Below are 25,566 nucleotides of genomic sequence, written 5' to 3'. Positions count from 1 at the left end.
CCGCCTATCGAGCCGCCTGTATTGATGTGAGCGTCCAGCAAAAACGGCACCGCGGGATGACTCCCGAAGTGCCGTTCATGGCCTGCTCCACCATGACTAATTTTCCGAGCCCATCATCATAACTTGGCTTTTGGAAAACTAATCACGGTTAATCGCTACTGTAGCAAATTTTGTTTTCTAGCGAAACGAAAAATAAAGTTCAGGCAGCAGGCGTTGCCGGCTCGGTCCGTGCGCCGTCCAGGCCTTTCGGCAGCGGGAAGGTCACGTGTTCTTCGACGCCTTCGAGCGCGCGCACGCTGGCCGCGCCCAGTTCTTTCAGGCGGTCGATCACGGCCTGCACCAGCACCTCGGGCGCCGAGGCGCCGGCAGTCACGCCGATCCGCTTCTTGCCCTCGATCCAGCTGGGGTCGATCTTGCCGGCGTTGTCGACCATATAGGCCGGCGTGCCCATTTTTTCGGCCACTTCGCGCAGGCGGTTCGAGTTCGAGCTGTTCGGGCTGCCCACGACCACCACGACCTCGACCTGCGGCGCCATGAACTTCACGGCTTCCTGGCGGTTGGTGGTGGCGTAGCAGATATCGCCCTTCTTCGGCTCGATGATGTTCGGGAAGCGCGCCTTGAGCGCCGCGATGATGTCCAGGGTGTCGTCGACCGACAGGGTGGTCTGCGACACATAGGCCAGCAGTTCCGGGTTACGCACTTGCAGCGTCTGCACGTCGTCGACCGTCTCGACCAGGTGCATGCCCTCTTCGGCCTGGCCCATGGTGCCTTCGACCTCGGGGTGGCCGTCGTGGCCGATCATGATGATCTCGGCGCCCTGCTTCCGCATCTTTGCCACTTCGACGTGGACCTTGGTCACCAGCGGGCAGGTGGCATCAAAAATGGTGAGTCCGCGCGCCTCGGCGTCGGCGCGCACGGCCTTCGAGACGCCGTGGGCCGAGAACACCAGCGTATTACCTGGCGGGACGTCTTCGAGTTCCTCGATGAAGATCGCGCCCTTGGTGCGCAGGTCTTCGACCACATAGGCGTTGTGGACGATTTCGTGGCGCACGTAGATCGGCGCGCCGAATTGTTTCAGGGCGCGCTCGACGATCTCGATCGCGCGGTCCACGCCGGCGCAGAAGCCGCGCGGCTGGGCCAGCAGAATTTCGTTTTCCATCATTATTCCTGTCGTCCTTACAGAACCGAAATCAGTTTCACTTCGAATTGCAGGGCGCGGCCGGCCATCGGGTGGTTGAAATCGAACAGGGCCGAATCGGCGCGCGATTCCAGCAGGACGCCGGCGAAACGGCCGCCCTTCGGCGCGTTGAACTCGACCACCTCGCCCACGTTGTACTCCGTGCCCGGCACCGAATTTTCTTCCAGCGTGGCTTTCGACACCGACTGGATCAGCTCGGGATTGCGCTCGCCGAATGCCTCCGCAGCGCTGAGCTCGAAGGTCTGGTGCGTGCCTTCCGGCATGCCGATCAGGCGCGCCTCGAGGAAGGGCGCCAGCTGGCCCTGGCCCAGCAGCAAGGTGGCGGGCGTGCCATTGAAAGTCGTGACCACATCGGAACCGCCGGCGACGGCCAGGCGGTAATGCAGGGTCAGGTAAGAGGATTCGTTGACGACGGGAGCAGCGTTGGACATGTTCTTAGCGTGGCAAGCAGAGCTGATGGGGCAAAGCGCTATTGTAAGCCAGGCGCGCCGCTTGCGCCTTCGCTGCCTGTTTTTTTGGCGACACGTCAAACGGGGAGGCAAGCCGCGCGCCCGCCCCTCCCGCATCTGATCCGCTATACAAGGCATAGCTCTCACTTTCGACCAACCGATACAGGGAGCTTCATGAAAAAAATTGCCATCGTGGGCGCCGGCCAGGCCGGCTTGCAGCTCGGCTTCGAATTGCTCTCGCACGGCTGCCAGGTGACGCTCTACACCGACCGCAGCTCGCAAGAGGTGCTGAACGGCCCGACCGGCCCGATCGCCATCCAGTTTCATCCGCGCACCGTCATCGAGCAAGAGTTGGGACTGGATTTCTGGTTCACCTACGACGGCGCCCGTATCGACGCGACGGTGATGAAGCTGTTCTCGCCCGACGGCGAAAAAGTTCTGCAGGCCGGCGCCATGCTGTCGTCACCGGCGCAGGCGATCGACCTGCGCCTGAAGTATGCGACCTGGCTGATGGAATTTCCCCGCCGTGGAGGCGCCGTCGTGGTCGGACCGGCCGATCTGGCCCTGCTGGAACAGGCGGCCGCCACGCACGATGCCGTGTTCGTCACCACCGGCAACAACACCTTCCAGGAACTGTTCCCGCGAGATCCGGAACGCTCCGAGCTCGACCGGCCCTATCGCCATCTGACGCTCTTCTTCGCGAAAAACTGCGTGATGGATCCCGACGTCGACCCCGCCATCCACGTGAACGGCCTGAACAGCATCGTCGGCGTGGGTGAATGCCTGTTCTACAACTTCCTCGATCGCGACCTTACCAAGACCTGGGTGCTGTTGTTCGAAGGCGTGCCGGGCGGCCCGCTCGACCTGCTGGGGCACGGCGGGAGCGTGCGCGCGCAGTTCGAGCAGGTGCGGAACTACCTGAAGGATGCTTGCCCTCAGGTGCACGCGATGATCGCGTCGGCCGAGCTGGTCGAGCACGAAACCATGCAGGGGGCGATCACGCCCACCGTCCGGCGTGCTGTGGGCCGGCTGTCCTCCGGCAAGGTGGCGATGGCGCTGGGCGACGCCCTGGTCAGCTATGACCCGATGACCGCGCAAGGCCTGAACGCGGCGTCGCGCAGCGCCCACCACGTCGCCCAGGCCATCCTGGCGGCGCCCGACGCCGTGTTCGATGCGCAGTGGATCGATGCGGTATTCCTCGATTACTGGAAGACGGCCCGCCATGCATTCCACCTGACCCGGGATTTCGTGACGCAGCTGCAGCCGCACCAGCAGCTGGCGCTGTACGCCGCCAGCGTCATCCCCGAGATCGCCAGCGACGTGTTCGACAATGCTGGCGAGATGGAAAAAATCTATGCCTGGTTCAGCGATGCGGACGCGACCATGGCCTACCTCAAGGAAAAAGGTTTTACGCCCGAGCCGGCTGGCGGCTGACTGCCGACGCTATCGCAGCCGCCGCATCCGCGTCCAGAGCGGCATCAAGCAGGTCCTTGTCGTGCCCGGCATGCCCGGCCCGGCAAACCGCTATCGTGACGCAGGCGGCCAGCACCCTGGCTGCCGCTCACCTTGGCGAGGAGTCATATGGGGATTTGCGACTGGCCCGAGCAGGACCGTCCGCGCGAGCGCCTGCTGCGCGATGGCGCGCATGCGCTGTCGGATACCGAATTGCTGGCCATCTTCCTGCGCGTGGGCGTGGCGGGAAAAAGCGCGGTGACCCTGGCCGGCGACACGCTGGCGCATTTCGGCTCGCTGCACCGGCTGCTGCATGCCGAGTCGGGCGAGTTCGGCCGGCTGCACGGCCTGGGGCCGGCCAAGTACGCGCAACTGCAGGCCGCGCTCGAGCTGGCGCGGCGCGCGGTGGCCGAACAGTTCCGGCGCGAGGCGCTGTGCTCGCCCGAGGCGGTGCGCCACTACCTGCGCAGCCAGTTCGCGCTGCAGACCCATGAATCGTTCATGGTGCTGTTCCTGGACGTGAAGAATCGACTGATCAATTGCGAAGAAATGTTCAGGGGCACGCTCACGCATACGAGCGTCTATCCGCGCGAGGTGGTCAAGGCGGCGCTGCGGCGCAATGCGGCTGGCGTGATCCTGGCCCACAACCACCCGTCCGGCGTGGCCGAACCGAGCGAGGCCGACCTGCGGCTGACAAGTGCCCTTGTGCAGGCGCTGTCGCTGGTCGACATCCGGGTGCTCGATCACTTCGTGGTGGCGGGCAACCAGGTGCATTCCTTTGCGGAGAGTGGGCAGTTGTGACCGATAAACCTCAGCGAAGCCCCGCCCACGTCCTTACACGGGCTGTCATGTTTGCTTGAAATTACACAGCGTAAACAGCGAGTTACGACACTCATCAGGAATTGTTAAATTTTTCCATCAAACAAAGACACCTTTGTTTTTCGTAAGTGATTGATTCCGCTTTGCTTTTCACGCTATACTCTCATTTTTCCAAGTCTGGAACATATTTAAGGAGTGCACTATGGCACGTGTTTGCCAAGTAACCGGCAAGGGTGTGATGGTTGGTAACAACGTCTCCCACGCTAACAACAAAACGAAGCGTCGTTTCCTGCCTAACCTGCAGAACCGTCGTATCTACGTCGAATCCGAAAACCGTTGGGTTTCGCTGCGTCTGTCGAACGCCGGCCTGCGCGTGATCGACAAGCTCGGCATCGACGTCGTGCTGGCCGACATGCGCGCCCGCGGCGAAAAAGTTTAATTAGGGAGCTATCATGGCAAAAACTGGCCGCGACAAAATCAAGCTGGAATCGACCGCAGGTACCGGTCACTTCTACACCACCACCAAGAACAAGCGCACGATGCCGGCGAAGATGGAAATCACCAAATTCGACCCGAAAGCACGTAAGCACGTGATCTACAAGGAAACCAAGATCAAGTAATCGATCTTGTCTTCTTGACGAAGCCGCCGGCGCGCAAGCCCGGCGGCTTTTTTGTTGTCCCGTCAATCCGCGCTACCATCGGGGGATGACCAGTCTGCCTTCCTCTTCCACCTTCGTTCCCACCCCAAGCCAAAACCGTCTCGATGCCCTCGATGTATTGCGCGGGTTCGCGCTGATCGGCATCTGCATCGCCAACGTCGAATTCTTCAACCGCCCCGTGGCCGAAACCGGCAACGGCATCCCGGCCGGGCTGCATGGCCTCGACTGGCTGGTGGCTTTCGTCGCCGCGTATTTTGTTAGCGGCAAGTTCTGGACCATTTTCTCGCTGCTGTTCGGCATGGGTTTCGCCCTGATGCTGGAACGCGCGCGCACGGCAGAGCGCCCTTTCCTCCCCTCCTATGGCCGCCGGATCGCCGTCCTCGGCCTGTTCGGCCTGCTGCATTACCTGCTGCTGTGGAGCGGCGACATCTTGATCAGCTATGCGATCGGCGCGCTGGCCTTGATGCTGATGCTGTTCGCCAGCGGGCGCTGGATGATCGGCGCCATGGCCGCCTGCTTCCTGCTGGCCCAGCTGCCGGGCTTTCGCTTCGCCGGCTGGCTGGTCACGCCGCTCGTGTTCGCCGGCCTGGTGGGCGTGTACCTGCGCAGCGAACGACGCGCGCTGTTTCCGCTGGTGGCGATCGTCCCGGGCAGCCTGATGCTGCTGGCGGCCGTGATCAACTTGGTCCGCGGCGAGGGCGATATGGGGGCGCTGCTGGCGATCGGCGCCGTCCTTGTGCTGCTCGGCCTGTTGGCCTGGGGTTTCGACCAGCCGGAACGAACGCGGCCGCTGCGGGCCGGCGTCGCGATCTTCATGCTCACCTATGGCCTGACCGCGCTCGATGGCGGCATCCGCCACTTCGCGCCCCAGCTGGCGCCAGCGTCCAGCGTCAGCGCCACCGGGGAAGAGACCGACGCCGCATCCGCTACCCTCTTGCAGTACCGCGAGCGCACGGCGCGCAGCGTCGAAGAGAAGGAGGTACTCACCAACGGCAGCTACGCGGACGCGGTCGCGATGCGCCTCGGCCACCTGGAGGCGCGGATGCGCGACGAAACCGGCTTCGTGGTGGTGGGCGTGAGCGTGTTCCTGGTGGGGGTCTGGTTCGTGCGCTCGGGCGTGATCGCCAATGCCGGCCGCCACTTGCCCCTGTTCCGGCGCCTGGCCGTTGGCGGAATCGGCTTCGGGGTCGGGCTTGGCCTGCTCAGCAGTCTGATCAGCACCGGCCGTCCTGCAGGCGTCGACGACGGGGGCTATGACCTGGCGAACGCCTTGCTGACCCTGGGCAGCCTGCCCGCCTCGCTCGGCTACGTCGCGGCGGTGGTCCTGGCGCTGTACAGCAAGGGCATGCCGGCCCGGGTGCGCATCCTGGCGCCGTTTGGACGTATGGCGCTGAGCAATTACCTGATGCAGTCGCTCGTGTTTTCCCTGCTGTTCTATGCCCACGGACTGGGGCTGTGGGGCGTCGGCAGGACGGAGCAGATATGCATCGCGCTGCTGCTGTGCGCGCTGCAGATCGTATTCAGCCACTGGTGGCTGGCGCGCTTCCAGTACGGGCCGCTCGAATGGGTGTGGCGGGCGCTGACGTATCTGACAAGGCCGCCAATGCGGCGTGGCGTGTAAGGCACAAACGACAACGGCTTCCGAAGAAGCCGTTGTCTTTACCATCTACCGACCGCCAGGATCATGCATAGGTGCGCAGGCGGATCGAAAAGTCCTGCAGCGCCTTGATCTTCGATGCTTCGGCGCGGTTGCACCAGTCCTGCAACTGGTGCAGCAGCTGGTCGCGGGTCGAATGCGAACGCTCCCAGATGGCGCCCAGCTCCACGCGCATATTGTGCATGGTTTCCAGCGCCTTGCTGTGCTGGAACAGCTCGACCAGTTGCTGCTGTTGCGACGATTCCAGCTTGGCCGGCTCGCGCTGCATCAGCTTGCGCGAGCTTTTCAGGAAGCGCGATTCCAGTTGCGCCTTGTGCTTGAGGTGCTCGAATTCTTCATGGAAGGCGTGGCGCACCGACTTGGCATACTTGGCCATCACGTCGTAGCGGTTGGCGATCACCGACTGCAGGGTATCGAAGTCGGCTTGCGCCTTGTCCTTGGCCAGCTTCGGCTTCGGCGCCACTTTCTTCACCTTGGCCAGGCCGACCATTTCCAGCATGCGGATATAGCCCCAGCCCAGGTCGATCTCATACCACTTGCTCGACAGCTTGGCCGAGGTGGCATAGGTGTGGTGGTTATTGTGCAGCTCTTCGCCACCGATCAGGATGCCCCACGGGAAGATATTGGTCGCGGCATCGTTGCAATCGTAGTTGCGGTAACCCCACCAGTGGCCCAGGCCATTGATGATGCCGGCTGCGGTGATGGGGATCCACATCATCTGGATCGCCCACACGGTCAGGCCGAGTACGCCGAACAGGGCAACGTTGATCACCAGCAGCGACGCCACACCCAGCATGCTGCGGCCGGTGTACACATGGCGCTCGATCCAGTCGTCCGGCGTGCCATGGCCGTACTTGTCCATGGTTTCCTTGACCTTGCTTTCGGCACGGTACAGCTCGGCGCCTTCGAACAGCACCTTGCGGATGCCGCGCGTCTGCGGGCTGTGCGGATCTTCTTCGGTATCGCACTTGGCGTGGTGCTTGCGGTGGATCGACGCCCATTCCTTGGTGACCTGACCGGTGGTCAGCCACAGCCAGAAGCGGAAGAAGTGGCTCGGGATCGGATGCAGGTCGAGCGCACGGTGCGCCTGGTGACGATGCAGGTAGATCGTCACGGCGGCGATCGTGATATGCGTGACCACCAGCGTGTAGATCACGATTTGCCAGGCCGAGAAATCGAGCAGGCCGGTGGACAGGAACGACAGCACGGCGTGCAGGGCGTCGTTAAAGAAATTCATTCAGTCTCCAAAGGGCTTATTCAATGTGCAACCACTGTGACCGCACACCTATAACCCGGGCATTTTACGTGGTTCTACTGCCGCACGGCAGTTTTACTTGCCCAAATTTGCGCCAGCCCCGATGTCGTCCCGGCCTTCTTCCTGAGGAGTCCGCCCCACCACCTTCGTGATGTGGGCGTCAAGCAAGCGCGTGTCCATCGACGGATGTCCGAGTTTGATCGCGCCGGACTGCACAAGTGCATAGATCTTGCGGTTCACTTCGGAGATCGGACCGCCCTGCCCGTTCTCAGGGTCGCCCAACCAGAAGCCGACTTCGAGCTCGTAGCCGTCGGCCACGAAGGCATTGAGCAGCACGTTCGGCGCCGGCGTCTCGAGCACGCGCGCCACGCCGTTCGGCTGAGCTTCCAGCAGCGGCATCACCACGGACAGGTCGCTGTCGTAGGACACGACCAGCTTGGTGATCGCGCGCACGTTGCGGTTGGTGCCCGACTGGTTCAGCACCACGCCCGTGATCAGCATCTCGTTCGGCAGCAGCGTTTGCGTACCGTCGGAACCGCGCAACACCGTGTAGCGCGTATTGATGCGCGCTACCTTGCCGGAGTATTTATCGAGCGTGATCGGATCGCCGATCGACAGGCTGCGCTCGAACAGGATGATGAAGCCGGACACGTAATTACTAGCAATGCGCTGCATGCCCAGACCGAGGCCCACGCCCAGCGCGCCGCCGAATACCGACAGCACGGTCAGGTCGAGCCCGGCCAGCGACAGGCTGAACAGCACCGCGACCAGGATCAGCGCCGCGCGGCCCACGCGCGCCATCGCCACCCTGAGCGAGCTGTGCATGCGCTCGAAGCCCATCAGGCGTTCTTCGAGCGCGGCGCCGGCCCACAACGCCAGCATCATGAGCACGACGATCGAGATCGCGCCCTGCAGCAGGTCGGCGATCGAAATCTTGTTCTTTCCAACCGGCAGGACGGTGTTTTCAAGGACCCTGATCACGTCCGGCAAGATGCCGGTCAGGTGCATGGCGACGATGATCCAGACCACGAAGGCGAACACCTTCTCGAAGGTCTGCAGGGCCGCCCCCACCTGGCCGCGCCGCGCGAAAGCGCGTCGCAGCAGGTAGAAGAAGGTGCGGATCACCGCCAGCGAGATGAACAGCGGCAGCGCCACGCGCAGCAGCGACACTCCCTGGTATTGCTCCAGCACGGTCTTGGCCAGCGCCAGCAGACCGACGGTCAGGAGCGGCCACAGCACGCGGCTGAAACTGCCCAGGCCGACACTGATCAGGCCGCCCGTCTGCGCCCGGTCTTTCAGCAGCGAACGGTGAATCAGCCGCGCCAGACCCCAGCTCACCGCCACGCACAGGGCAAGGGCGACGATCTGCCAGACGATGGCGGGACGGCGGGCATCGTCCAGCAGGACGCTCAGCAGGTCTGACAGCGGCATCGGTACTCCTTATTACTCGTCCGCGGCATCCGCGTCCGCCTCTTCGGCGACGACGGCCTTGACCGGCTTGGCCAGCGCCTTGCGCTGCAGGACGGCGGCAAAGAAGCCGTCCGTTTGATGCTTGTGCGGCAGCAGTTTCAGGTAGTTGCCCATCTCGAGCGGGATCTTTTGCTCGGCCAGCACCTGGCTCATCGGCACGAGTTCAAAGTCGGCGTGATTGGCCAGGAAGCCTTCGACGATGAAGTCGTTCTCTTCGTTCAGCAGGCTGCAGGTGGCGTACACCAGGCGGCCGCCGCCCTTGACCAGGCGCGCGGCGGCGTCCAGGATCGAGGCTTGCTTCTCTTGCATCTCAGCCACGGCGCCCGGCTGCTGGCGCCACTTGACGTCAGGGTTGCGGCGCAGGGTACCCAGGCCCGAGCACGGCGCGTCGACCAGCACGCGGTCGATCTTGCCGGCCAGACGTTTAACTTTCGCATCGCGCTCGTGCGCGATCACCACCGGATGCACGTTCGACAGGCCGCTGCGCGCCATGCGCGGTTTCAGCTTCGTCAGGCGCTTCTCGGACACGTCGAACGCGTACAGGCGGCCGGTATTGCGCATCAGCGCACCCAGGGCCAGCGTCTTGCCGCCGGCGCCGGCGCAGAAGTCGACCACCATCTCGCCGCGGCGCGCGCCGACGATCTGGGCCAGCACCTGGCTGCCCTCGTCCTGCACTTCGATCGCGCCTTCCTTGAACAGCGGCAGGTTCTGCAGCGCCGGCTTTTTCATCACGCGCAGACCCAGCGGGGCGAACGGCATCGGCTCGGCCACGATCGGCGCTTGCGCCAGCTGGGCGATCACGTCGTCGCGATCGGCCTTGATGGAATTGACACGCAGGTCCAGCGGCGCCGGGGTGTTCAGCACGGCCGCCAGTTCCAGGGCTTCCTGCTCGCCGAACTGGGCCACCAGCTTGTCGTACAGCCATTGCGGCAGGTTCGCGCGGATCGGGCCCGGCAGCAGGTTGCGGTCGACTTCCTTGATGCGGGTAAGGAACTCGGTCTCGTCTTCCGTCAGGCCGCCAATGCTGTCGATGCCAACGGTCTCGGACAGGCCCAGCAGGGCCAGCTTGCGCATCGACGGCGTGTTGCCATGGCCGGCGAAGTCGGTGAAGAACGATTTATTGCGCAGCACGGCATACACGGCTTCGGCGATGACGCCGCGCTCGCGGCCGCCGAAGCGCGGGTTGTCCTTGAAGAAGCGCGACAGGGTGACGTCGGCCGGCGAAGTAAAACGGAGAATCTCGCGCAAGACTTCTTCGGTCTTGGCGACGATCGCTGGAGGCAATCTCATGTAAATCCTTGATTAAATACTGATGGCGTCGGCCCGGGAGCGATCCATGGACTCGACGATGCGCACCGCGCCGTCTTCGATGACCAGGCGGTCTTCGATGAACAGGCGTACGGCGCGTGGGTAGATCTTGTGTTCCTCGGCCAGCAGGCGGGCAGCCAGCAGGTCCGGTGTGTCGCCCGGCAGGACTGGAATCCTGGCCTGCAGCACCGACGGGCCATGATCGAGTTCGGCGGTGACGAAGTGCACGGTCGCGCCGTGTTCGGTCATGCCGGCGTCGAGCGCCTGCTGGTGCGTGTGCAGCCCCGGGAACAGGGGCAGCAGCGACGGGTGAATGTTCAACATCCGGGCCGCATAGTGTTCCACGAAGGGCGCGGTCAGGATACGCATGAAGCCGGCCAGCACGACCAGGTCGGGCTGGAAGGTGTCAATGACTTCCTGCAATCTGGCGTCGAATTCGGCGCGGGTAGCGAAATCCTTGTTCGACACTACGGCGGTCGGGATGCCGCGCGACTGGGCAAATGCCAGGCCGCCGGCATCGGGCTTGTTGCTGATCACCGCTGCAATACGGGCAGGCCAGCCTTCAGCCTGGGCCGTGCGCACGACCGCTTCCATATTGCTTCCGCGGCCGGAAATGAGGATCACGATGTTTTTCATAGCCGGCATTGTACCGTAACGCCGGCTGGCAACCGCAGCCCTCAGAGAGGGTTTCCCGTGGACTCAGGCGGTCGGCGGGACCGTTGCGAACGAGTAGAACACGCGGAACGGCACCTTCTTCTCGGCCCAGAATTCAGCCGCGTCGCGGAACACGTCGAGCAGGTTTTCGCGCGCTTCCTTGTCGAATTTCTGAGCGCTTGGCAACTGCTCGAGCACCACGATGAAGCCCGGCTGCGGGCCGGCTGCGTGGATGGTCTCGGTCAGGCAGGTGCGCAGCGCATCGAAATTCTTGCTGCACGGTTTGGGGAAATAAAAATTCTCGCCGATGCGGGCGCAGACCTGCTGCTTGGTGAGCGTATTGGCGCAGTGGGCATACAAGAAGTGATGACCGAGGCGCCCGGCCTCCTGTTGCAAATCGCCAACGTTAAACGCGCGAATCGCTTGAACAAGATTTGGCGCCACTCTCATCAACAAACTCATTTTTTCCTCAAATCGACCTGTCAATAACGCGCCATGGCGCCACCCCTCGCGGCGCTGGGTAGCGCTGCTACTTCTTACCTCGCTGTCGTTGCTATACGCCAATAAGTCCATGATTTGTGTAAGGGTAACGTTTTGTGGTATTGGAAGCAACCCAAATGTGAGTTTCAGATGCCTATTTGTAAGAATCGGTAGGTACATATGTGACACGAAAACGCCGTATTGGGGGCCGGTTTCATTCTGGCGCGAGTTGTTGCGCGCTTTATTCGCTGTTACATTTTGTTGCCACGCGGATTCGATGGTTTTTTGCGATAGGCGTACCATCAAGTCTGTAACGAATCGACGAACCAAGTCGCACCACTCAACGAGGTACTACCATGAACTTGCAAGCCAAACTGATCATCTCGGCACTCGGCATCGCCACCCTGCCGCTGGCCCAGGCCGCCGACTTCGAAGACTTCGGCCGCGTGGTGCGGGTCGAGCCGCGTCTCGAGCAGGTCCGTACCCCGCGCCAGGAATGCCGTACCGAATACGTGCAAGTGCCGGTGCAGCAGGAACGCGGCGCCGGCGGCACGATCATCGGCGGTATCGCCGGCGCCCTGCTGGGCAGCCAGGTCGGCGGCGGCAATGGTAAGGTGGCCGCATCGGCCGCCGGCGCTATCGCTGGCGCCATGGTGGGCGATCGCGTCCAGAACAATGGCCGTCCGCAAGGCAGCAGTGTGCAAGAGCAAGCTGTGCAGCAATGCCGCACCGTGGAAGCGATCGAATCGCGCACCGCCGGCTACAACGTGACCTATGAATACCGTGGCCAGAACTACACGTCGCTGATGAGCCGCGACCCGGGCAACCGCGTGCGCCTGCGCGTCTCGGTCGAGCCGCTGGACAGCTACAACGGCCAGGGCCAGGCATACAGCCAGTACTGATCGCCCTACTGTTGGAAATCTCGCAACGCGGCCCATGAGGCCGCGTTGTTGCATTCGGGCTCAGACCCCGCGCTTGCGCTGGGGGAACCCGTCCCCCGATAATAGGGCGATTCCACCAGGCTTCTTTATGCTCATCAAACGTAAATCCATCGAACAAGTCGAATCCTCGCGCCGTCCGGCGCGCAAACCGAAATTCGCCCCCGTCACGCTGTCCGAACAGGATGGTGTCCGTTATCTCCACTTCGGCACGGAATGGGTGCAAGGCGCCATGCGTATCCGCAAGCCCGACTGGCCCGAACTCGAATACGCGCAACAAATGATGGCGTGGATGCTGTTCAAGGAGACGCCACAGGCCGTCGCGCAGCTCGGCCTGGGAACGGCCACCCTGACCAAGTTCTGCTATCGCCAATTTCCTGAGGCGAGCGTGACCGCCGTCGAACTCAACGAATCCGTGATCGCGATCTGCAACTCGATGTTCAAGCTGCCGCCCGAGGACGAGCGCCTGCGCGTGCTGGAAATGGATGCGCTCGACTTCGTCGAGGACCCGGCCAACCACGAAGCCTACGACGTGCTGCAGTGCGACCTGTACGACGCCACCGCGCGCGGCCCGGTGCTCGACACACCCGAGTTCTACCAGGCCTGCGCCGCCTGCCTGACGCAGGATGGCATCATGACCGTCAACCTGTTCGGCGACCACCCGAGCTTCGCCAAGAACCTGAAGGCGATGAAGTTCGCCTTCGGCCACGTGATCTGCCTGCCCGAGGTGCACGACGGGAATGTGGTGGCGCTGTGCTTCAAGACCCGCCCCACGCTCGACAAGGATGCGCTCGCGGCGCGCGCCGCGCAGATCGTGGCGCAGACCAAGCTGCCTGCGAAATCCTGGGTCAAGGGATTGTTCGCCACCGATTGACCATCTAGCCAGGGCCACCGTGAACGCCATCCCGCAAAAACCCGCCAGCCTGCGCAAGCTCGACCTGCAATCGATTTTCTCGTGGCTGCTGGCCGACGGGATCGTCACCAAGGACAAAGTCAAAGCCGATTTCGCCCAGGCCCAGGGAATAATGAAAAATGCGCCGGGCATCATGCATCCGCTGACGGCGGTGGCGCAGTGCAAACTGGTGTCACACCTGCCGCCGCACCGGTTGCTGACGCTGGATGTGCTGACTGAATGGTGTGCGGCCAAGGTCGGCCTGCCTTTCATCCGCATCGACCCGCTCAAGATCGATTTCACCAAGGTGGCGGACGTGATGTCTGCCAGCTATGCGGCGCGCTTCAATATCCTGCCGGTGGAAATGACGCCGACCACCTTGGTGGTGGCGACGGCCGATCCGGCGTTGACCGAATGGGAAGCCGAGATCGCCAAGGTCTCGCGCCGCCGCATCGAACTGGTGCTGGCCAATCCGCTCGACATTGCCCAATACATTTCGCAGTTCTTCGCGCTGGCCAAGTCGATCCGCGACGCGAGCCGCAGCAGCGGGCAAGACGTCGCGATGCGCAACAACTTCGAGCAGCTGGTCGAGCTGGGAAAATCGAACAAGCAGTTCGACGCCAACGACCAGCACATCGTCAATATCGTCGACTGGCTGTGGGGCTATGCCTTCGAGCAGCGCGCCTCGGATATTCACCTGGAACCCAAGCGCGAATTCGCGACCGTGCGTTTTCGTATCGATGGCGTGCTTCACCAGGTTTATCAGGTGCCGGCGGCGGTGATGATCGCGATGACCGCGCGCATCAAGCTGCTGGGACGGATGGACGTGATCGAAAAACGCCGTCCGCAGGATGGCCGTATCAAGACACGCACTGCGGGCGGGCAGGAAGTCGAACTGCGGCTATCGACGATGCCGACCGCGTTCGGCGAAAAGCTGGTGATGCGTATCTTCGATCCGGACGTCGTCGTCAAGACCTTGCCGGAACTGGGATTCCCGTCTGACGATGCGCAGCGCTGGGATGGGCTGACTCGACGTCCGCACGGCATTATTCTCGTGACCGGACCGACTGGTTCGGGCAAGACCACGACCCTGTACACGACGCTCAAGGCGCTGGCGACCAGCGAAGTGAACGTGTGCACGGTCGAGGATCCGATCGAGATGGTCGAACCGGCATTCAACCAGATGCAGGTGCAGCCGGGGATCGACCTGTCGTTTGCCGACGGCGTGCGTTCGCTGATGCGGCAGGACCCGGACATCATCATGGTGGGCGAGATACGCGACCTGGAAACGGCCGAGATGGCGATCCAGGCGGCGCTGACGGGACACCTGGTGTTTTCGACCCTGCATACCAACGATGCGCCGTCGGCGGTGGTGCGCCTGCTGGAATTGGGCGTGCCGGATTATCTGCTGGAGGCGACCCTGATCGGCGTGATGGCGCAGCGGCTGGTGCGTACGCTCTGCCCTGTGTGCAAGGCGCCGGGCGGGGAAATGAGCGATGAGGTGTGGGACAGCATAGGCGGGGCGTGGAAGATCGCGAAGCCTGCGACCGTGTATCGGGCGGTGGGGTGTCCGGAGTGCAGGCAGACCGGGTATCGGGGGCGGACCGGGATTTATGAACTGCTGACGGTAAGCGAAGGGTTTGGGCGTTTGATTCGTGAATCGGGCGAGATGCGGACCTTGCGCGAGCAGAGCGTGAAGGATGGGATGAAGCCGCTGCGCATTGCTGGAGCGATGAAGGTGGTCGAGGGAGTGACGACGGCGGATGAGGTGCTGAAGGTGACGTCGGCGCTGGCGTGAACGGGGGCTTGTGTCGAAAATGTTGGGCCACCCTAGCGCAAACCGCAATCGCCCGCTATAATGCTGCCTCTTCGGGTCGTTAGCTCAGTTGGTAGAGCAGCGGACTTTTAATCCGTTGGTCGCGTGTTCGAGCCACGCACGGCCTACCAGAATATGTTGTAGCAAAGAAGGCGTTACGAGTGATCGTGACGCCTTTTTTGTTTTTCAAATTCGACTGAACTATTTCGAAAAGCACATAGGCGGTGCGAAAAATAGGATCTACAGTTGCATCCTAGCGACCGACTACTTCACTTAGAAAAACGCTGCCCATGATGAAGCGCTTTTCTTATTTCTCTTGAGATGCAGTAAAGAGGATGTCAGCCACCGATCGAAAACCGTCAGCCCACCATTATGTCTTTAGCGCCATTAATGTGAACAGCAAAACGTAATTTTTTGTCTCCGCCAACATAAATTACACGCGGATCTGACGGATAGGTTGCATCCCTGCCAAAACCAGCGAGAGAATCATGCACATATTGCTCAAAGATCCGATTGATGATCACATCCGGATTTTTCTCGACTCGGAATATTTCGTTCTCATAGGAATCTACCAAGCCTTGATAATGTGGTCGTAGATTACTCTTGGCGTACTTACCATTCTTTGATTGCAATAACGAACGAATGGATTGTGCATCATCGAGTAGTTGGCGGTCATAAAGTGGAGTCAGCGAATAGGCCCTGGACATGTCTGGTATGGCATCGCGCTCAGCCTTCATTTTCAGATATTCGTGTTTCCTCGCCACCACCTCAGCCTTTGCTTTTTCAATCATATGACTTGATGGTGCCATTGCATCACTCGCTCCTCTGGCGGCGATCAGAGCTTTTTCGGCTGCTCCAAGTTGCTGCTCAAGTGCTTTGAGTTTCGGTTCGCACGCAGCTCTCTCGCTCCTAAACCTCTCCTCCTCCTTTCGCAATGATTCGGCGACGCCATTCTTTTCTTTCGCATTCCGTTTCATGCACTGAAAGCGCCAGGTCAAATAAAATTTCATATGCCGATTAAAACCTTCCCCAAGGGTAGCGGTATTCCCGACAGCTTGCTGGTATTTATTAAACGCCTCACGAAGATCACTGCTTGTACGAAAGTCCTCAAGAATCAGCCGACCTTCAGGCTGCATCGGTACGCCCTTCGACACTGCAAAATCGTACATGTGACGCAGAGGTATCAGACTCAAACTCTCGTCCTCCAATAATGATTTTGCGCCTTCGCCTGCCGCATATCCTCCACCTACGTCCGAGTGAGCGCCAGGATAGATCACTTCAAAAAAGTGGGCGGGCTTTACAATACGGCCATCCCTCATAACACTGATGCTATCGAGAGGAAACGAGTTGCGTATCTCATGAGCAGCAACGAAATGTCGGACTTCCTCGACACTTTCATGGATTTCCAACTTTTCCGCCCACGAGTCGTGTCCTGCATTTTTCCCGGGCGCTGGATCTGCCCCGGGCACCCCACCGCCAGAAAACGCCAATCTTACCGGACGAGTATCGGCGTAATCTTCTGCCCTCTCATCTAGCATACCCTTCACATCTGATATCATCGGATTATAATAATCAGTGTTATTCTGGCTCATCGGCTGCCCCACCGATGCCACGGTATCGAATAATCCCATGAAGGAGAACCTTACTGGCCAGCCCCCCTGTCTCAGAACCCACTTTCGATCTGTGAATTTGCAGCGAGTTTCCATGAGGGCATTGACAAAAGCCCGAGCCAATGCGGCTCCACGGCTGAATCCAAATACTGCAATGCCGATTTCCTCAATAGCATTCGCTGGGACAGTGGCCCTGAGAATTGGTAACTTTAAATATCTATCAAACTCTTTCAACGCAAAATCAAGACGAGCCTCGCCCATGGCTCCAAAGGCTGCTCCTGTTACAGTTCCACCGGGATCTCCGATCTCACGAAAATATGTTCCGATCCCTGGTATGTAGATTGAGTGAAGACCGTTCGCTGCATTAGTCGATAAATGAGCGCGATACAACCGCGCAACATTGCTGTGCTTTTGCAATTTTATATCTGCATCGAGATTATTTCCGGTCCCATCAAAAAAGAACGAGAACCAGATCCTTTGCCGGCACTTCGAAGGTTGAGCATTCCTTTCGATTTGGGCAGAAATATTAGCAACAGCATTCGATATGGGGGAGGCTTGATACGTAGCTTGAGACATTGTCGCAGGCGCTTTTGCGGAAAAATCGACAGCATCTCGCAGATCTGCTGCTGACTTTCTTGAGGCGGGCGATTTAGTATCGCCAACTTTCGAACTATCTGGACCTTTTTTCATCCTTGCACCTCAAAAAAATGCTCTGATCCTTACGATTTTCATCAAGGTGCATTTCGGGAGGAGAGATGACTTCCGTCACCTTGACTTTCACGGAACCATCGGGATAGAAATGTGTCTCCAAGTAAGCCGGGGCTGAACTGGTGGATGGATCTACATAGGCAAGCGCTTCCTTGTAATGAAAAATTCGTCTTTCACCAATGCGTCCTGTCGAACTCTTGACTGGATAGGTGCATCCATCAACTTGCCACTTGACCTTTACCTCTACTTTCTCACGCTTAACTTTCGATATCATTGTGCAACATACAACCCCACTACCCCCGCTTGTTGGTGAACTCAAGTGCACGTGTCCGCCCCCTGAACTATCCACTGAGTAATGATCGATGAGCCGATCAGTGTAATTGAACCCAATTAGTCCTAAAGTAAAGTATTCACCAGCATCACTTTCTTCTACCATCCTTCCTCCTGCCGCCTCTTTCGCTACTACATCTCTCATCAATAGCCCAAATAAAAACGTCAACATCAGAGCAAGACAGAACAATATTTTTTTTGCTGCCATTTTATTCATACCTCTCTAGATATAGACTTCACCATTGTTCAGGAGGATTTTTAAGTTATTGACATCATTGGACCTTAGATACCTAACCGCCTTCTCATACACCTCCACAGACATCATTCCTTTCACGTAAAACAACCTGATCATTGCATACAGTGACAGCTGCAATACCGATTCGAGCTTTTTGCTCCTTGCCTCAATAACACTCTCGGAGACAAAGTCACATTGCGATTCACGCGGGATCTCCGAAAACAGATCAGGAACACTTGACCTCAATGAATTCAATATTTGGTCGATCTCGGAAGCCGCCAGCATGTGATCTTCCTGTTCCTGACTCAGTGAGACAGGTTTTGAGGCGAGGTTAACCGCTCCATGCTTACTTGTGGTTTGCGCAATCCGGCCGGATCGATCAACGTAGTGCCACGAACTAGCTACACCGAGAAAATCCTCCTTCTGCTCCCGTGTCAGGATATTGAGCAGACTCTCAAACACGCGGGGATCGAAAAAGCGCAGCATGGCTTCGACACCGCCTGCGAGAGTAATATGCATGCGCGTGCCAAGCTCCCTTGCCAGGCATGTCAAATCTAGCGACGAGACGAGCATCATTACTGACGAAGAGTAAGTTCCATGCTGCTTTAGCCAGTCAAATACAAGACGGGACAGCCTGATTTCCCCTTTACTGGCAGCTAGAACGAGAATGGGGGCAACCGCCAGAGCACCTTCCTCATTGGTCCGATCAAACAAGCTCATCCATTCTGTCGAACCGTACTGCAGCTTTCTTGATAATCCGGGCAATCCACCGTGGTCAAGTAAAAGAAAGATATTTTCTTGAGGTCTGGATTCGAGTAATTTCGCGCTTACACCTCTGAAATCAATATACTTACTCATGCCGACCTCAATACAAATGGAGAACCCGTGCTGCGTGCACGTATCAAGCACTCTACGCAGATGCTCGCTGGCAAGGTTGGCAATGGATAATCCAGCTGGTTTGCCCCACTCAAGCTCTTCTTCCCTGCCTGTATAGCAATCTTTCCCGGGCACAAGACGTTGATGTTTCCGCCGTCGATGACGATGCTCGCGCCGCCTGCGGTCGACAAACTGATGCTCTTTACCGCTGCCCAATCGATGTGCGCATTCGCACTCATTACGCTTACTTCGTCGCGCGCTTGAATCTTCAGCTCATCACCCTGAACCTGAATATCGATTGCCTCCCGTGCTGCGATCAACTGCAAACCTGCATCGTCTGCATCATTCTTGACTGTTCCGCCGAGCACTCCGATAACCTGACCAGAATGAATGCAAATCTGACCGCCACTGATAGACTGGGCATCTCGCCCAGCCATCATCGAAACCGTCTCTCCATTCGTAATTTGTAAGCTCTGCCCCGCATTCACGCCCATTCCTTTTTTGGCGGTAATTGCTACCATCGGGGCGGCCAATTCCGACATGCCCGGACCATCCTCGGTCTTGTCAAACCGACGTATATCGACGTTGCCCGACAACGTGGCAAATACTGCGTTCATGGGTGCCATATTCTGATCCAGCACACTCGAACCAGCCTTCGCCGCCCCTGCATGTGCCGCCAACCCAACGGTTTTATGATTCGTCGCCGCCCGATGAAAAACTTCAGCCACCTTCACCGCCTGCTCCACGAGCCCCACGCCATCCGCATTCTCGCTAGCGGCATCCCGCACAGAAGCCCCATGATTGATCCCGTAACTCGAAATCAGAAGACCTCCACCCGCCCTCACCGTCCCATACGCATCGGTCCGCAACTCCACCCCCAACCCGCGAAAACTTCCACGATAGTTATCCGCCGAATGAACCAAATGCCCCAGATTCAACTCGGTCGCTGCATGACTACATCTGAGCTGCACCCTTCCCTGCCCATCGGTATCGTCGAACAGCAATTGGCTATACCCCGGACCACCAAACTCCTTACTGCGAATCCCCCACTGCGCCGCGCCATTACGATGTCCTTCGCCCTCGGGCGACGCCCCATGCCACACCGGGCTATTACCGCCCGCCAGATTGCCCTGCCCCGACCGCGCATGGTCGTTCGCCTTTTCAAAGGGCGACACCTTGTTTTGGGCAACCCGCTCTCCCCCAGGCGTCGGCACCACACCACCCTCACCCTGCCCGTTATACAAAGCACCAACGATCACCGGCCGATCGATATCGTTCTCCAGGAACTGGACCAGCACCTCCTGCCCAATGCGCGGCAAAAACTGAAACCCCACCGACCGCTGCGCCACGCGTACCCAGCAAGTCGCGCTGCCGCCGTCCTGCCAGTGAAACCTGATCCGCACCCGCCCCAGCCGGTCGCAGCACAATTCGTCGGCGCCCTGCGCGCTGTCGTTGCCGCTCATCCCGACCACGATCGCGCTCTGCGCGCCACGCGCCGTCGGTTTGGCATGCGTGCGCCCGTCGCTGCCCGGCAGTTCCGGACGCCAGGGCACCGCAGAAGGGATCGCCTCGAAGCAATTGGCATAGCCCGTGCGACGCGCCTGCGCGATCGCCAGCCCGAAATCCGCCGGCACCACGCGCAGCGCCTGCTCCAGCAGTTCGGGAATCGGCCCAAACAACTCCGCCAGCGCATCCCGGGCCGGCGGCGGCAGATTGTTGATGCCGACGCTGCTCACCCGCAGGACGGTGAAGGCGCCGGCCGCGCCCAGTTGCTGCAGCGGCGCGCCAGTCACGTCCATTCGCGTGCCGGCACGCAAGGTGCGCACGGTCGAACGTCCCGACCAGATCTGTCCGCGCGCTTCCTTTCCCTGCATCTGCAGATCCACATACCGCCGCGCCTGCGCGCTATTGGCGTAGGCATACTGCCCAGGCACGTCATACGACTCGAGTTCCGGCAGCTTGTTAAAGCGCACACGTGATGGGGAGTTCGCGCTCACGCTGCGCCTGCCCTTGTAATCGCTGCTGAGCACCGTCATGAGCGAGGCGTGCAGCCGCTGTTGGGCGTGCAGGGATTGCACGGAATCGCGTTGCTCGACCGAGCTGACGCCGTGGTAGCGAATGCCGCCGTCCGACGCGCTGCTTGCATCCTCCGGCACACCGCTCGGCTGGCTACTGTCGGCGAACAACACCAGACCGTGTCCGTCATCGGTCTCCTCCACGCGAAAGGACAAGCCTTCCTCCGCCAGCAGGCGCAGCACGAACTCCAGATCGGACTCGCGGTACTGGCAGCAATAGCTGCGGGGCAGCGCGTCAGCCATGAAGGAATTGATTTCGTCGCTCCAGCGCCAGCGCGCCGCCGGCCGGTAATCGGCGAAGACCGCATCGACGATGTCGATCGCGCGCTTGTCTTGCCACACCCTGCAGTTGCGCACATGCGCCAGGCGCCAGATCCAGGGCGCGATGCGAATCCGGTAACGGGCCAGCCCGCCATCGCTGCCCAGCATGGCGGCTTCGCAGATATCCCCCGAAAAACGTGCCCGCATGCCATCGGCCAGAGTGAGCTCGAGCGTGGCCGGCTGTCCCAGCAATGCCGTCACCGGGATATAGGCGCTGGTCGACAAGGCGATTACATCGCGCAGACTGACCTCCTGCACCGCCTCATCGGCCGTGAATGCCTCGACCAGCAGCCCGTAGTCATCACGCTCGCCGATCCTGAGGTCGATCAGCCTGGTCGCTCCAGAAAACTCCGCCAGCGCGACGCTCAGCACTTCAGTCAATGCATTTGCCATGGCAATACGTGCTCCCAATCAACTGATCAGGCACACGATATAAGCAGCTGGCCAACAGAGAATTGCGCACCGTCAGCAGCACAAGCCTTAACCGCCAAATCGTGGAGCGAAGAGAACGCACACGCGACAGCGCGAGCCGAACGCTACCCTGTGAGAATTTGATGTTAAAGTAATTACAACTTTCTCTACTATTGCACCATGCATCTTATTTCCAGAATTTTCCTCATCGGATACCTGCTGATCGTCGCCCTGTTCTTTATCTGCGGCATCGGCTTGATTGTCCTGTCCGCACTCGAAGCCTGGAATGCGCTCAACCCGGGCATCGACGCTCCAGTACGCGCCCGCTTTGAAATCCTGTTGGAGTGCATTGGCCTGCTGACTATTGCCGTTGCTTCTCTGGAGCTCGGCCAGACGGTGCTGGAAGAAGAGATCCAGCGCTCAGCTAATATCAGCTCGCCTACCCGCGTGCGTCGTTTCCTGTCGCGCTTCCTGATTGTGGTGGTGGTCTCGCTGTCGGTGGAAACCCTGATCGGTGTATTCCAGTTCGTGCATAGCAAACCCGAATTCCTGCCGCATGCGGCCTCGGTCGGCCTGGCCGCCGCGGCGATCCTGGCGACCTGGGGCCTGTTCGTACGCATGAATACCGAAGCCGAGAAGCTCGAACCGGAAGCCATGGCCGAGGTCAAGGCCGAGGATGACGAAGTCGAAGGCGAGGACAGCGGCGACGCTCGTCCCCAGACCGAGCCCGTCCACGCCAACGAGATACCGCCCCACCACACGCCAGGACAGCCCCACCCAGCCCCTCCGCGCTCGCCCAAGGAATGAAGACCAGCTGCCCTGCGCACGCCTGAATCTATAAAAAGTGATTCGAAGCACTTGGTAAATCGGTCAAGTGCCGCTATAATCTCGTCTTCTTCGGGTCGTTAGCTCAGTTGGTAGAGCAGCGGACTTTTAATCCGTTGGTCGCGTGTTCGAGCCACGCACGGCCTACCAAAGATTCAGACAACAACGCCAGCCTTCGGGTTGGCGTTGTTGTTTTCACTTTCCGAACGCCATGCCCCAGACGATCGCCAGCGCTGTTCAGCACGAACTGGTCATCAAGAAAAGCCGCTTCATCGCCTGCGTACAGCCGATGCCGGACCGCGCCGGGGCCGTCAAGATCGTGGCCGAACTGCGTGCCCAGCATCCGGGCGCGGCCCATGTGTGCTGGGCCCTGCTGGCCGGCGGCCAGTCGGCAGCGGTCGATGACGGCGAACCCAGCGGCACCGCGGGCCGCCCCATGCTCGACGTCTTGCGCCACCAGGACCTGGAAGGTGTGCTGGCTACCGTGGTGCGCTACTTCGGCGGCGTCAAGCTCGGCGCGGGCGGACTGGTGCGCGCCTATACCGACAGCGTGGCCCAGGCCCTGCTGACGGCGACCAAGATCCCGATCATCAAGCTGCGCCAGTTGCGCTGCACCGCGCCCTATGCCATGGAAGGCATGCTGCGGCGCGAACTCGATGCCGCCGGCGCCAGCCTCGATGCGGTCGAGCACGGCGACGACGTGCGCTTTACCTTCAGCCTGCCGGCCAGCGCCGCCGACGCGCTGCGCGCCCGCCTCGACGAAGCCGGCCACGGGCGCATCGGCTGGCCGTCCGACGTCGATGACGAAGACGGCGACCAGGCCTGAAGCCATTCCGGCGCCCTATACCCGTCATCACGACACGAAAGCGGACGCGTCCGCCTGCTCCCGGTATAGTGCCAGACCCGGCCGCGCATACGCTTCGGCCGGCTTTCCTCTTTCCACCCCGAACAACAACAATCCCCGTGATCAAGAAAAGCCTACTTCCACTCGCCCTTGGCGGCTTCGGCATCGGCATGACCGAATTCGTCATGATGGGCATCCTGCCCGATATCGCCAGCGGCTTGCACATCACCATCCCGCAAGCCGGCTACCTGATCACCGCCTATGCATTGGGCGTCGTGGTCGGCGCGCCAACCCTGGTCAGCCTGGTGGCCGGACGCCCGCCGCGCAGCGTGCTGGTCTGGTTCATGCTGATGTTCGCCATTTTCAATGCGATGTCGGCCTTCGCGCCGAACTTCGAGATCATGATGGTGTCGCGCTTCCTGGCCGGCCTGCCGCATGGCGCCTTCTTCGGCGTTGGCGCCGTCGTGGCCAGCCGCCTGGCCGACGAGGGCCGCACCGCCGCCGCCGTCGCCACGATGTTTACCGGCCTGACCCTGGCCAATGTGCTGGGCGTGCCGCTCGGCACCTGGATCGGCCACGTCATCGACTGGCGCCTGGTGTTCCTGATCGTGGCCGTGATCGGCCTGCTCACCATGTGGAGCTTGCGCCAGTGGGTGCCGCATATCGAACCGGGCAAGCGCACCGGCATCATGCAAGACTTGCGCATCTTCCGCCACCTCGACCTGTGGCTGGCGCTGGGCATCGTCTCGATCGGCACCGGCGGCTTCTTCGCCTGGTTCAGCTATATCGCGCCATTGCTCACCGACGTCACGCGCTTCGATTCGACCACGATTCCCCTGATCATGACCGCGGTCGGCGTCGGCATGACGGTCGGCGTCCAATTCGGCGGCCGCCTGGCGGACCGCGTGCACCCGCTGCCCGCCCTGCTGATCCTCATGATGTCGATGACCGTCCTGCTCCTGTGCAATGGCTTCCTCGCGGAATCGAAGCTGGCGATGGTCGTGCTGGCCTTCCTGACCGGCGCCAACGCGCTGGCGATCGGGCCGCCGATCCAGCTGTTGCTGATGGACCACTCGCGTGAGGCTGAAATGCTCGGCTCATCGCTGGGCCAGTCCGGTTTCAATATCGGCAATGCGCTGGGCGCCTTCCTGGGCGGCGTGCCGCTGACGCTGGGCTATGCCTATACGGCGCCGCAGTGGGTGGCGGCGGCCCTGGCGCTGTGCGGCGTGGGATTGACGGCGCTCATGCTGGCGCGTCACCGCATGCAGACGCGCATGCTGGCGGCCGGCTGCACCTGATCGGGAAACAAAAACGGCGGCCACTGGCCGCCGGCTCGTCCTTCACTAAAAACGTCTTCAGGCGCGACGGCGGCGCAGTGCGATTCCGCCAAGCAGCCCCGCAATCATCAGCATCAGGGTGCCCGGCTCGGGTACCTCTGCCGGCGGCCCGACCGGCGGCTCATTGTCGACCAGTTCGAAACCAGGGACATCGATCGGCTTGAAATAATTCTCGGCATCCACCTGCACGCTCGAATTCCAGGTATCGGCGATCACCTGGCCCTTGATCACGCCCCAGTTATGGACAACGGTGGCGTGTGGTGCAAGCACAGTGCCAAGGACACCTTTTACGTCGACCGTTTCTGCCTCGAAGAAGTTAAACAGGACGTTATAGCCCCACAGCGTCTCCATGCCGCCGTTGAACACGCCATGCTCGCCGCTGATATTGAAGATCAGCGTCTGCCCCTTGGTCAGGCCACTGAGCACCCAGTTGTTTCCCCCGCTCAAAAAGCCGGCCGACACATTGAATACGTCCACGCCCCCCTTGCCGCTTCCGATAATCTTGTTGGCGCTATCCTGGCGCTCCACACGCCCTGTCGCACCGATCAAGCTTAAGCCATTGGCAATATCGATAAATTGCTCCGTCGCCGCGGCGAAATCGACCGGCTTGACTGTCGAGCGTGGCGGCGCGCCGGCGCTTTCCAGAGTGATCTTGCCACCAGCATAGACTTGGCCATGGATGGTGCCGCTGGTCAGCGAGATATCGCCGCCGGACACGATGGAATAACCGGCATAGGCCGCCTGTGCCTTCTTGTTGACCTCGTAGCTCTGGATCGTGACGTTACCTCCAGAAACGATTGCCCCCTCGACATCGCTGGAATAAGCGTTGAAATCGCGCGCGGTATACACGTTCGCGCCGCCCATGATGGCTCCCAGATCGATAACGCCTGCCTGGGCACCCATGCTGGCCAGTGCAACACCTAGAAATACGCCAAGCTTGATCATAA

At 60.5% G+C, this 25,566-nt stretch carries 23 protein-coding genes and 2 tRNA genes; 13 read left to right on the top strand and 12 right to left on the bottom strand.

Annotated features, from left to right (window positions below; genetic code table 11):
• Positions 1–199: 199 nt before the first annotated feature.
• Both ispH and SOM28_RS09790 read right to left on the bottom strand, forming a co-directional pair.
• Entirely contained in the window at positions 200–1,159 is a 960-nt protein-coding gene (gene ispH, locus SOM28_RS09795; RefSeq protein ID WP_320467994.1) for a 4-hydroxy-3-methylbut-2-enyl diphosphate reductase, read from the bottom strand.
• A gap of 17 nt (positions 1,160–1,176) precedes the next feature.
• Positions 1,177–1,629 (bottom strand): FKBP-type peptidyl-prolyl cis-trans isomerase, encoded by a 453-nt coding sequence (locus tag SOM28_RS09790; protein WP_147936360.1) that lies wholly within the window; start codon positions 1,627–1,629, stop codon positions 1,177–1,179.
• A gap of 192 nt (positions 1,630–1,821) precedes the next feature.
• Between SOM28_RS09790 and SOM28_RS09785 the strand changes: the two genes are divergently transcribed.
• The 5 genes from SOM28_RS09785 to SOM28_RS09765 all read left to right on the top strand — a co-directional run bounded on the left by SOM28_RS09785 (position 1,822) and on the right by SOM28_RS09765 (position 6,198).
• Positions 1,822–3,081: a styrene monooxygenase/indole monooxygenase family protein gene (locus SOM28_RS09785; protein ID WP_320467993.1), complete on the top strand. Its 1,260-nt coding sequence runs from the start codon at positions 1,822–1,824 to the stop codon at positions 3,079–3,081.
• 147 nt (positions 3,082–3,228) lie between these two features.
• Positions 3,229–3,900 (top strand): RadC family protein, encoded by a 672-nt coding sequence (gene radC / locus SOM28_RS09780; RefSeq protein WP_123069133.1) that lies wholly within the window; start codon positions 3,229–3,231, stop codon positions 3,898–3,900.
• 220 nt (positions 3,901–4,120) lie between these two features.
• Positions 4,121–4,357, top strand: a complete 237-nt coding sequence (gene rpmB, locus SOM28_RS09775) for a 50S ribosomal protein L28 (RefSeq protein ID WP_123069134.1) — start codon at positions 4,121–4,123, stop codon at positions 4,355–4,357.
• 13 nt (positions 4,358–4,370) lie between these two features.
• Positions 4,371–4,538, top strand: coding sequence for a 50S ribosomal protein L33 (rpmG, locus tag SOM28_RS09770; RefSeq protein WP_005665735.1), 168 nt, complete (start codon positions 4,371–4,373; stop codon positions 4,536–4,538).
• 85 nt (positions 4,539–4,623) lie between these two features.
• On the top strand, positions 4,624–6,198 hold the full coding sequence (locus SOM28_RS09765; RefSeq protein ID WP_320467992.1) for a DUF418 domain-containing protein: 1,575 nt from the start codon (positions 4,624–4,626) through the stop codon (positions 6,196–6,198).
• Positions 6,199–6,259: 61 nt separating this feature from the next.
• Here SOM28_RS09765 and SOM28_RS09760 read toward each other — a convergent pair whose 3' ends face one another.
• The 5 genes from SOM28_RS09760 to SOM28_RS09740 all read right to left on the bottom strand — a co-directional run bounded on the left by SOM28_RS09760 (position 6,260) and on the right by SOM28_RS09740 (position 11,494).
• On the bottom strand, positions 6,260–7,471 hold the full coding sequence (locus SOM28_RS09760) for a DesA family fatty acid desaturase (RefSeq protein WP_123069136.1): 1,212 nt from the start codon (positions 7,469–7,471) through the stop codon (positions 6,260–6,262).
• Positions 7,472–7,564: 93 nt separating this feature from the next.
• Complete coding sequence (locus tag SOM28_RS09755) at positions 7,565–8,920, bottom strand: mechanosensitive ion channel family protein (protein ID WP_320467991.1); 1,356 nt, start codon at positions 8,918–8,920, stop codon at positions 7,565–7,567.
• 12 nt (positions 8,921–8,932) lie between these two features.
• Entirely contained in the window at positions 8,933–10,249 is a 1,317-nt protein-coding gene (locus SOM28_RS09750; RefSeq protein ID WP_123069138.1) for an RsmB/NOP family class I SAM-dependent RNA methyltransferase, read from the bottom strand.
• 12 nt (positions 10,250–10,261) lie between these two features.
• The gene (gene purN / locus SOM28_RS09745; RefSeq protein WP_123069139.1) at positions 10,262–10,903 is read right to left on the bottom strand and encodes a phosphoribosylglycinamide formyltransferase; all 642 of its coding nucleotides are present in this window, start codon (positions 10,901–10,903) and stop codon (positions 10,262–10,264) included.
• A gap of 63 nt (positions 10,904–10,966) precedes the next feature.
• Positions 10,967–11,494, bottom strand: coding sequence for a barstar family protein (locus tag SOM28_RS09740; RefSeq protein WP_370660651.1), 528 nt, complete (start codon positions 11,492–11,494; stop codon positions 10,967–10,969).
• Between the two features lie 263 nt (positions 11,495–11,757).
• On the opposite strand from SOM28_RS09740, the gene SOM28_RS09735 reads away from it, so the two are divergent.
• The 4 genes from SOM28_RS09735 to SOM28_RS09720 all read left to right on the top strand — a co-directional run bounded on the left by SOM28_RS09735 (position 11,758) and on the right by SOM28_RS09720 (position 15,178).
• Positions 11,758–12,303, top strand: a complete 546-nt coding sequence (locus SOM28_RS09735) for a glycine zipper 2TM domain-containing protein (protein WP_123069141.1) — start codon at positions 11,758–11,760, stop codon at positions 12,301–12,303.
• Positions 12,304–12,430: 127 nt separating this feature from the next.
• Complete coding sequence (locus SOM28_RS09730; RefSeq protein ID WP_123069142.1) at positions 12,431–13,213, top strand: spermine/spermidine synthase domain-containing protein; 783 nt, start codon at positions 12,431–12,433, stop codon at positions 13,211–13,213.
• 19 nt (positions 13,214–13,232) lie between these two features.
• On the top strand, positions 13,233–15,029 hold the full coding sequence (gene tfpB / locus SOM28_RS09725) for a type IV pilus assembly ATPase TfpB (RefSeq protein ID WP_123069143.1): 1,797 nt from the start codon (positions 13,233–13,235) through the stop codon (positions 15,027–15,029).
• A 73-nt stretch (positions 15,030–15,102) separates the two neighbouring features.
• Positions 15,103–15,178: transfer RNA gene (locus SOM28_RS09720), tRNA-Lys, on the top strand.
• A gap of 228 nt (positions 15,179–15,406) precedes the next feature.
• Here the strand turns inward: SOM28_RS09720 and SOM28_RS09715 are convergent.
• The 4 genes from SOM28_RS09715 to SOM28_RS09700 are packed head-to-tail and all read right to left on the bottom strand — an operon-like array spanning position 15,407 to position 21,595.
• Positions 15,407–17,347, bottom strand: a complete 1,941-nt coding sequence (locus SOM28_RS09715) for a T6SS phospholipase effector Tle1-like catalytic domain-containing protein (protein WP_320467990.1) — start codon at positions 17,345–17,347, stop codon at positions 15,407–15,409.
• Positions 17,328–17,912 (bottom strand): DUF3304 domain-containing protein, encoded by a 585-nt coding sequence (locus SOM28_RS09710; RefSeq protein WP_123069145.1) that lies wholly within the window; start codon positions 17,910–17,912, stop codon positions 17,328–17,330. Before SOM28_RS09710 ends, SOM28_RS09715 begins: the two co-directional genes overlap by 20 nt.
• A 6-nt stretch (positions 17,913–17,918) precedes the next feature.
• Positions 17,919–18,788 (bottom strand): DUF4123 domain-containing protein, encoded by an 870-nt coding sequence (locus SOM28_RS09705; RefSeq protein WP_320467989.1) that lies wholly within the window; start codon positions 18,786–18,788, stop codon positions 17,919–17,921.
• Complete coding sequence (locus SOM28_RS09700; RefSeq protein WP_320467988.1) at positions 18,785–21,595, bottom strand: type VI secretion system Vgr family protein; 2,811 nt, start codon at positions 21,593–21,595, stop codon at positions 18,785–18,787. Before SOM28_RS09700 ends, SOM28_RS09705 begins: the two co-directional genes overlap by 4 nt.
• A gap of 198 nt (positions 21,596–21,793) precedes the next feature.
• Between SOM28_RS09700 and SOM28_RS09695 the strand changes: the two genes are divergently transcribed.
• From SOM28_RS09695 to SOM28_RS09680, 4 genes are all read left to right on the top strand, one after another.
• Positions 21,794–22,420, top strand: coding sequence for a hypothetical protein (locus SOM28_RS09695; protein WP_320467987.1), 627 nt, complete (start codon positions 21,794–21,796; stop codon positions 22,418–22,420).
• A 92-nt stretch (positions 22,421–22,512) separates the two neighbouring features.
• Positions 22,513–22,588, top strand: a tRNA-Lys gene (locus tag SOM28_RS09690).
• 61 nt (positions 22,589–22,649) lie between these two features.
• A complete protein-coding gene (locus tag SOM28_RS09685; RefSeq protein WP_320467986.1) occupies positions 22,650–23,264 on the top strand; it encodes an IMPACT family protein in 615 nt (204 codons plus the stop codon).
• A 137-nt stretch (positions 23,265–23,401) separates the two neighbouring features.
• A complete protein-coding gene (locus SOM28_RS09680) occupies positions 23,402–24,580 on the top strand; it encodes an MFS transporter (protein WP_123069150.1) in 1,179 nt (392 codons plus the stop codon).
• Positions 24,581–24,637: 57 nt separating this feature from the next.
• On the opposite strand, the gene SOM28_RS09675 is transcribed toward SOM28_RS09680, so the two are convergent.
• A complete protein-coding gene (locus SOM28_RS09675; RefSeq protein WP_123069155.1) occupies positions 24,638–25,564 on the bottom strand; it encodes a choice-of-anchor A family protein in 927 nt (308 codons plus the stop codon).
• Positions 25,565–25,566: the final 2 nt, after the last annotated feature.

It is taken from the genome of Massilia sp. CFBP9026, assembly GCF_034045165.1.
Lineage (GTDB): Bacteria > Pseudomonadota > Gammaproteobacteria > Burkholderiales > Burkholderiaceae_D > Telluria > Telluria arenae.
This window is presented reverse-complemented; position numbering and strand designations above follow the sequence as displayed.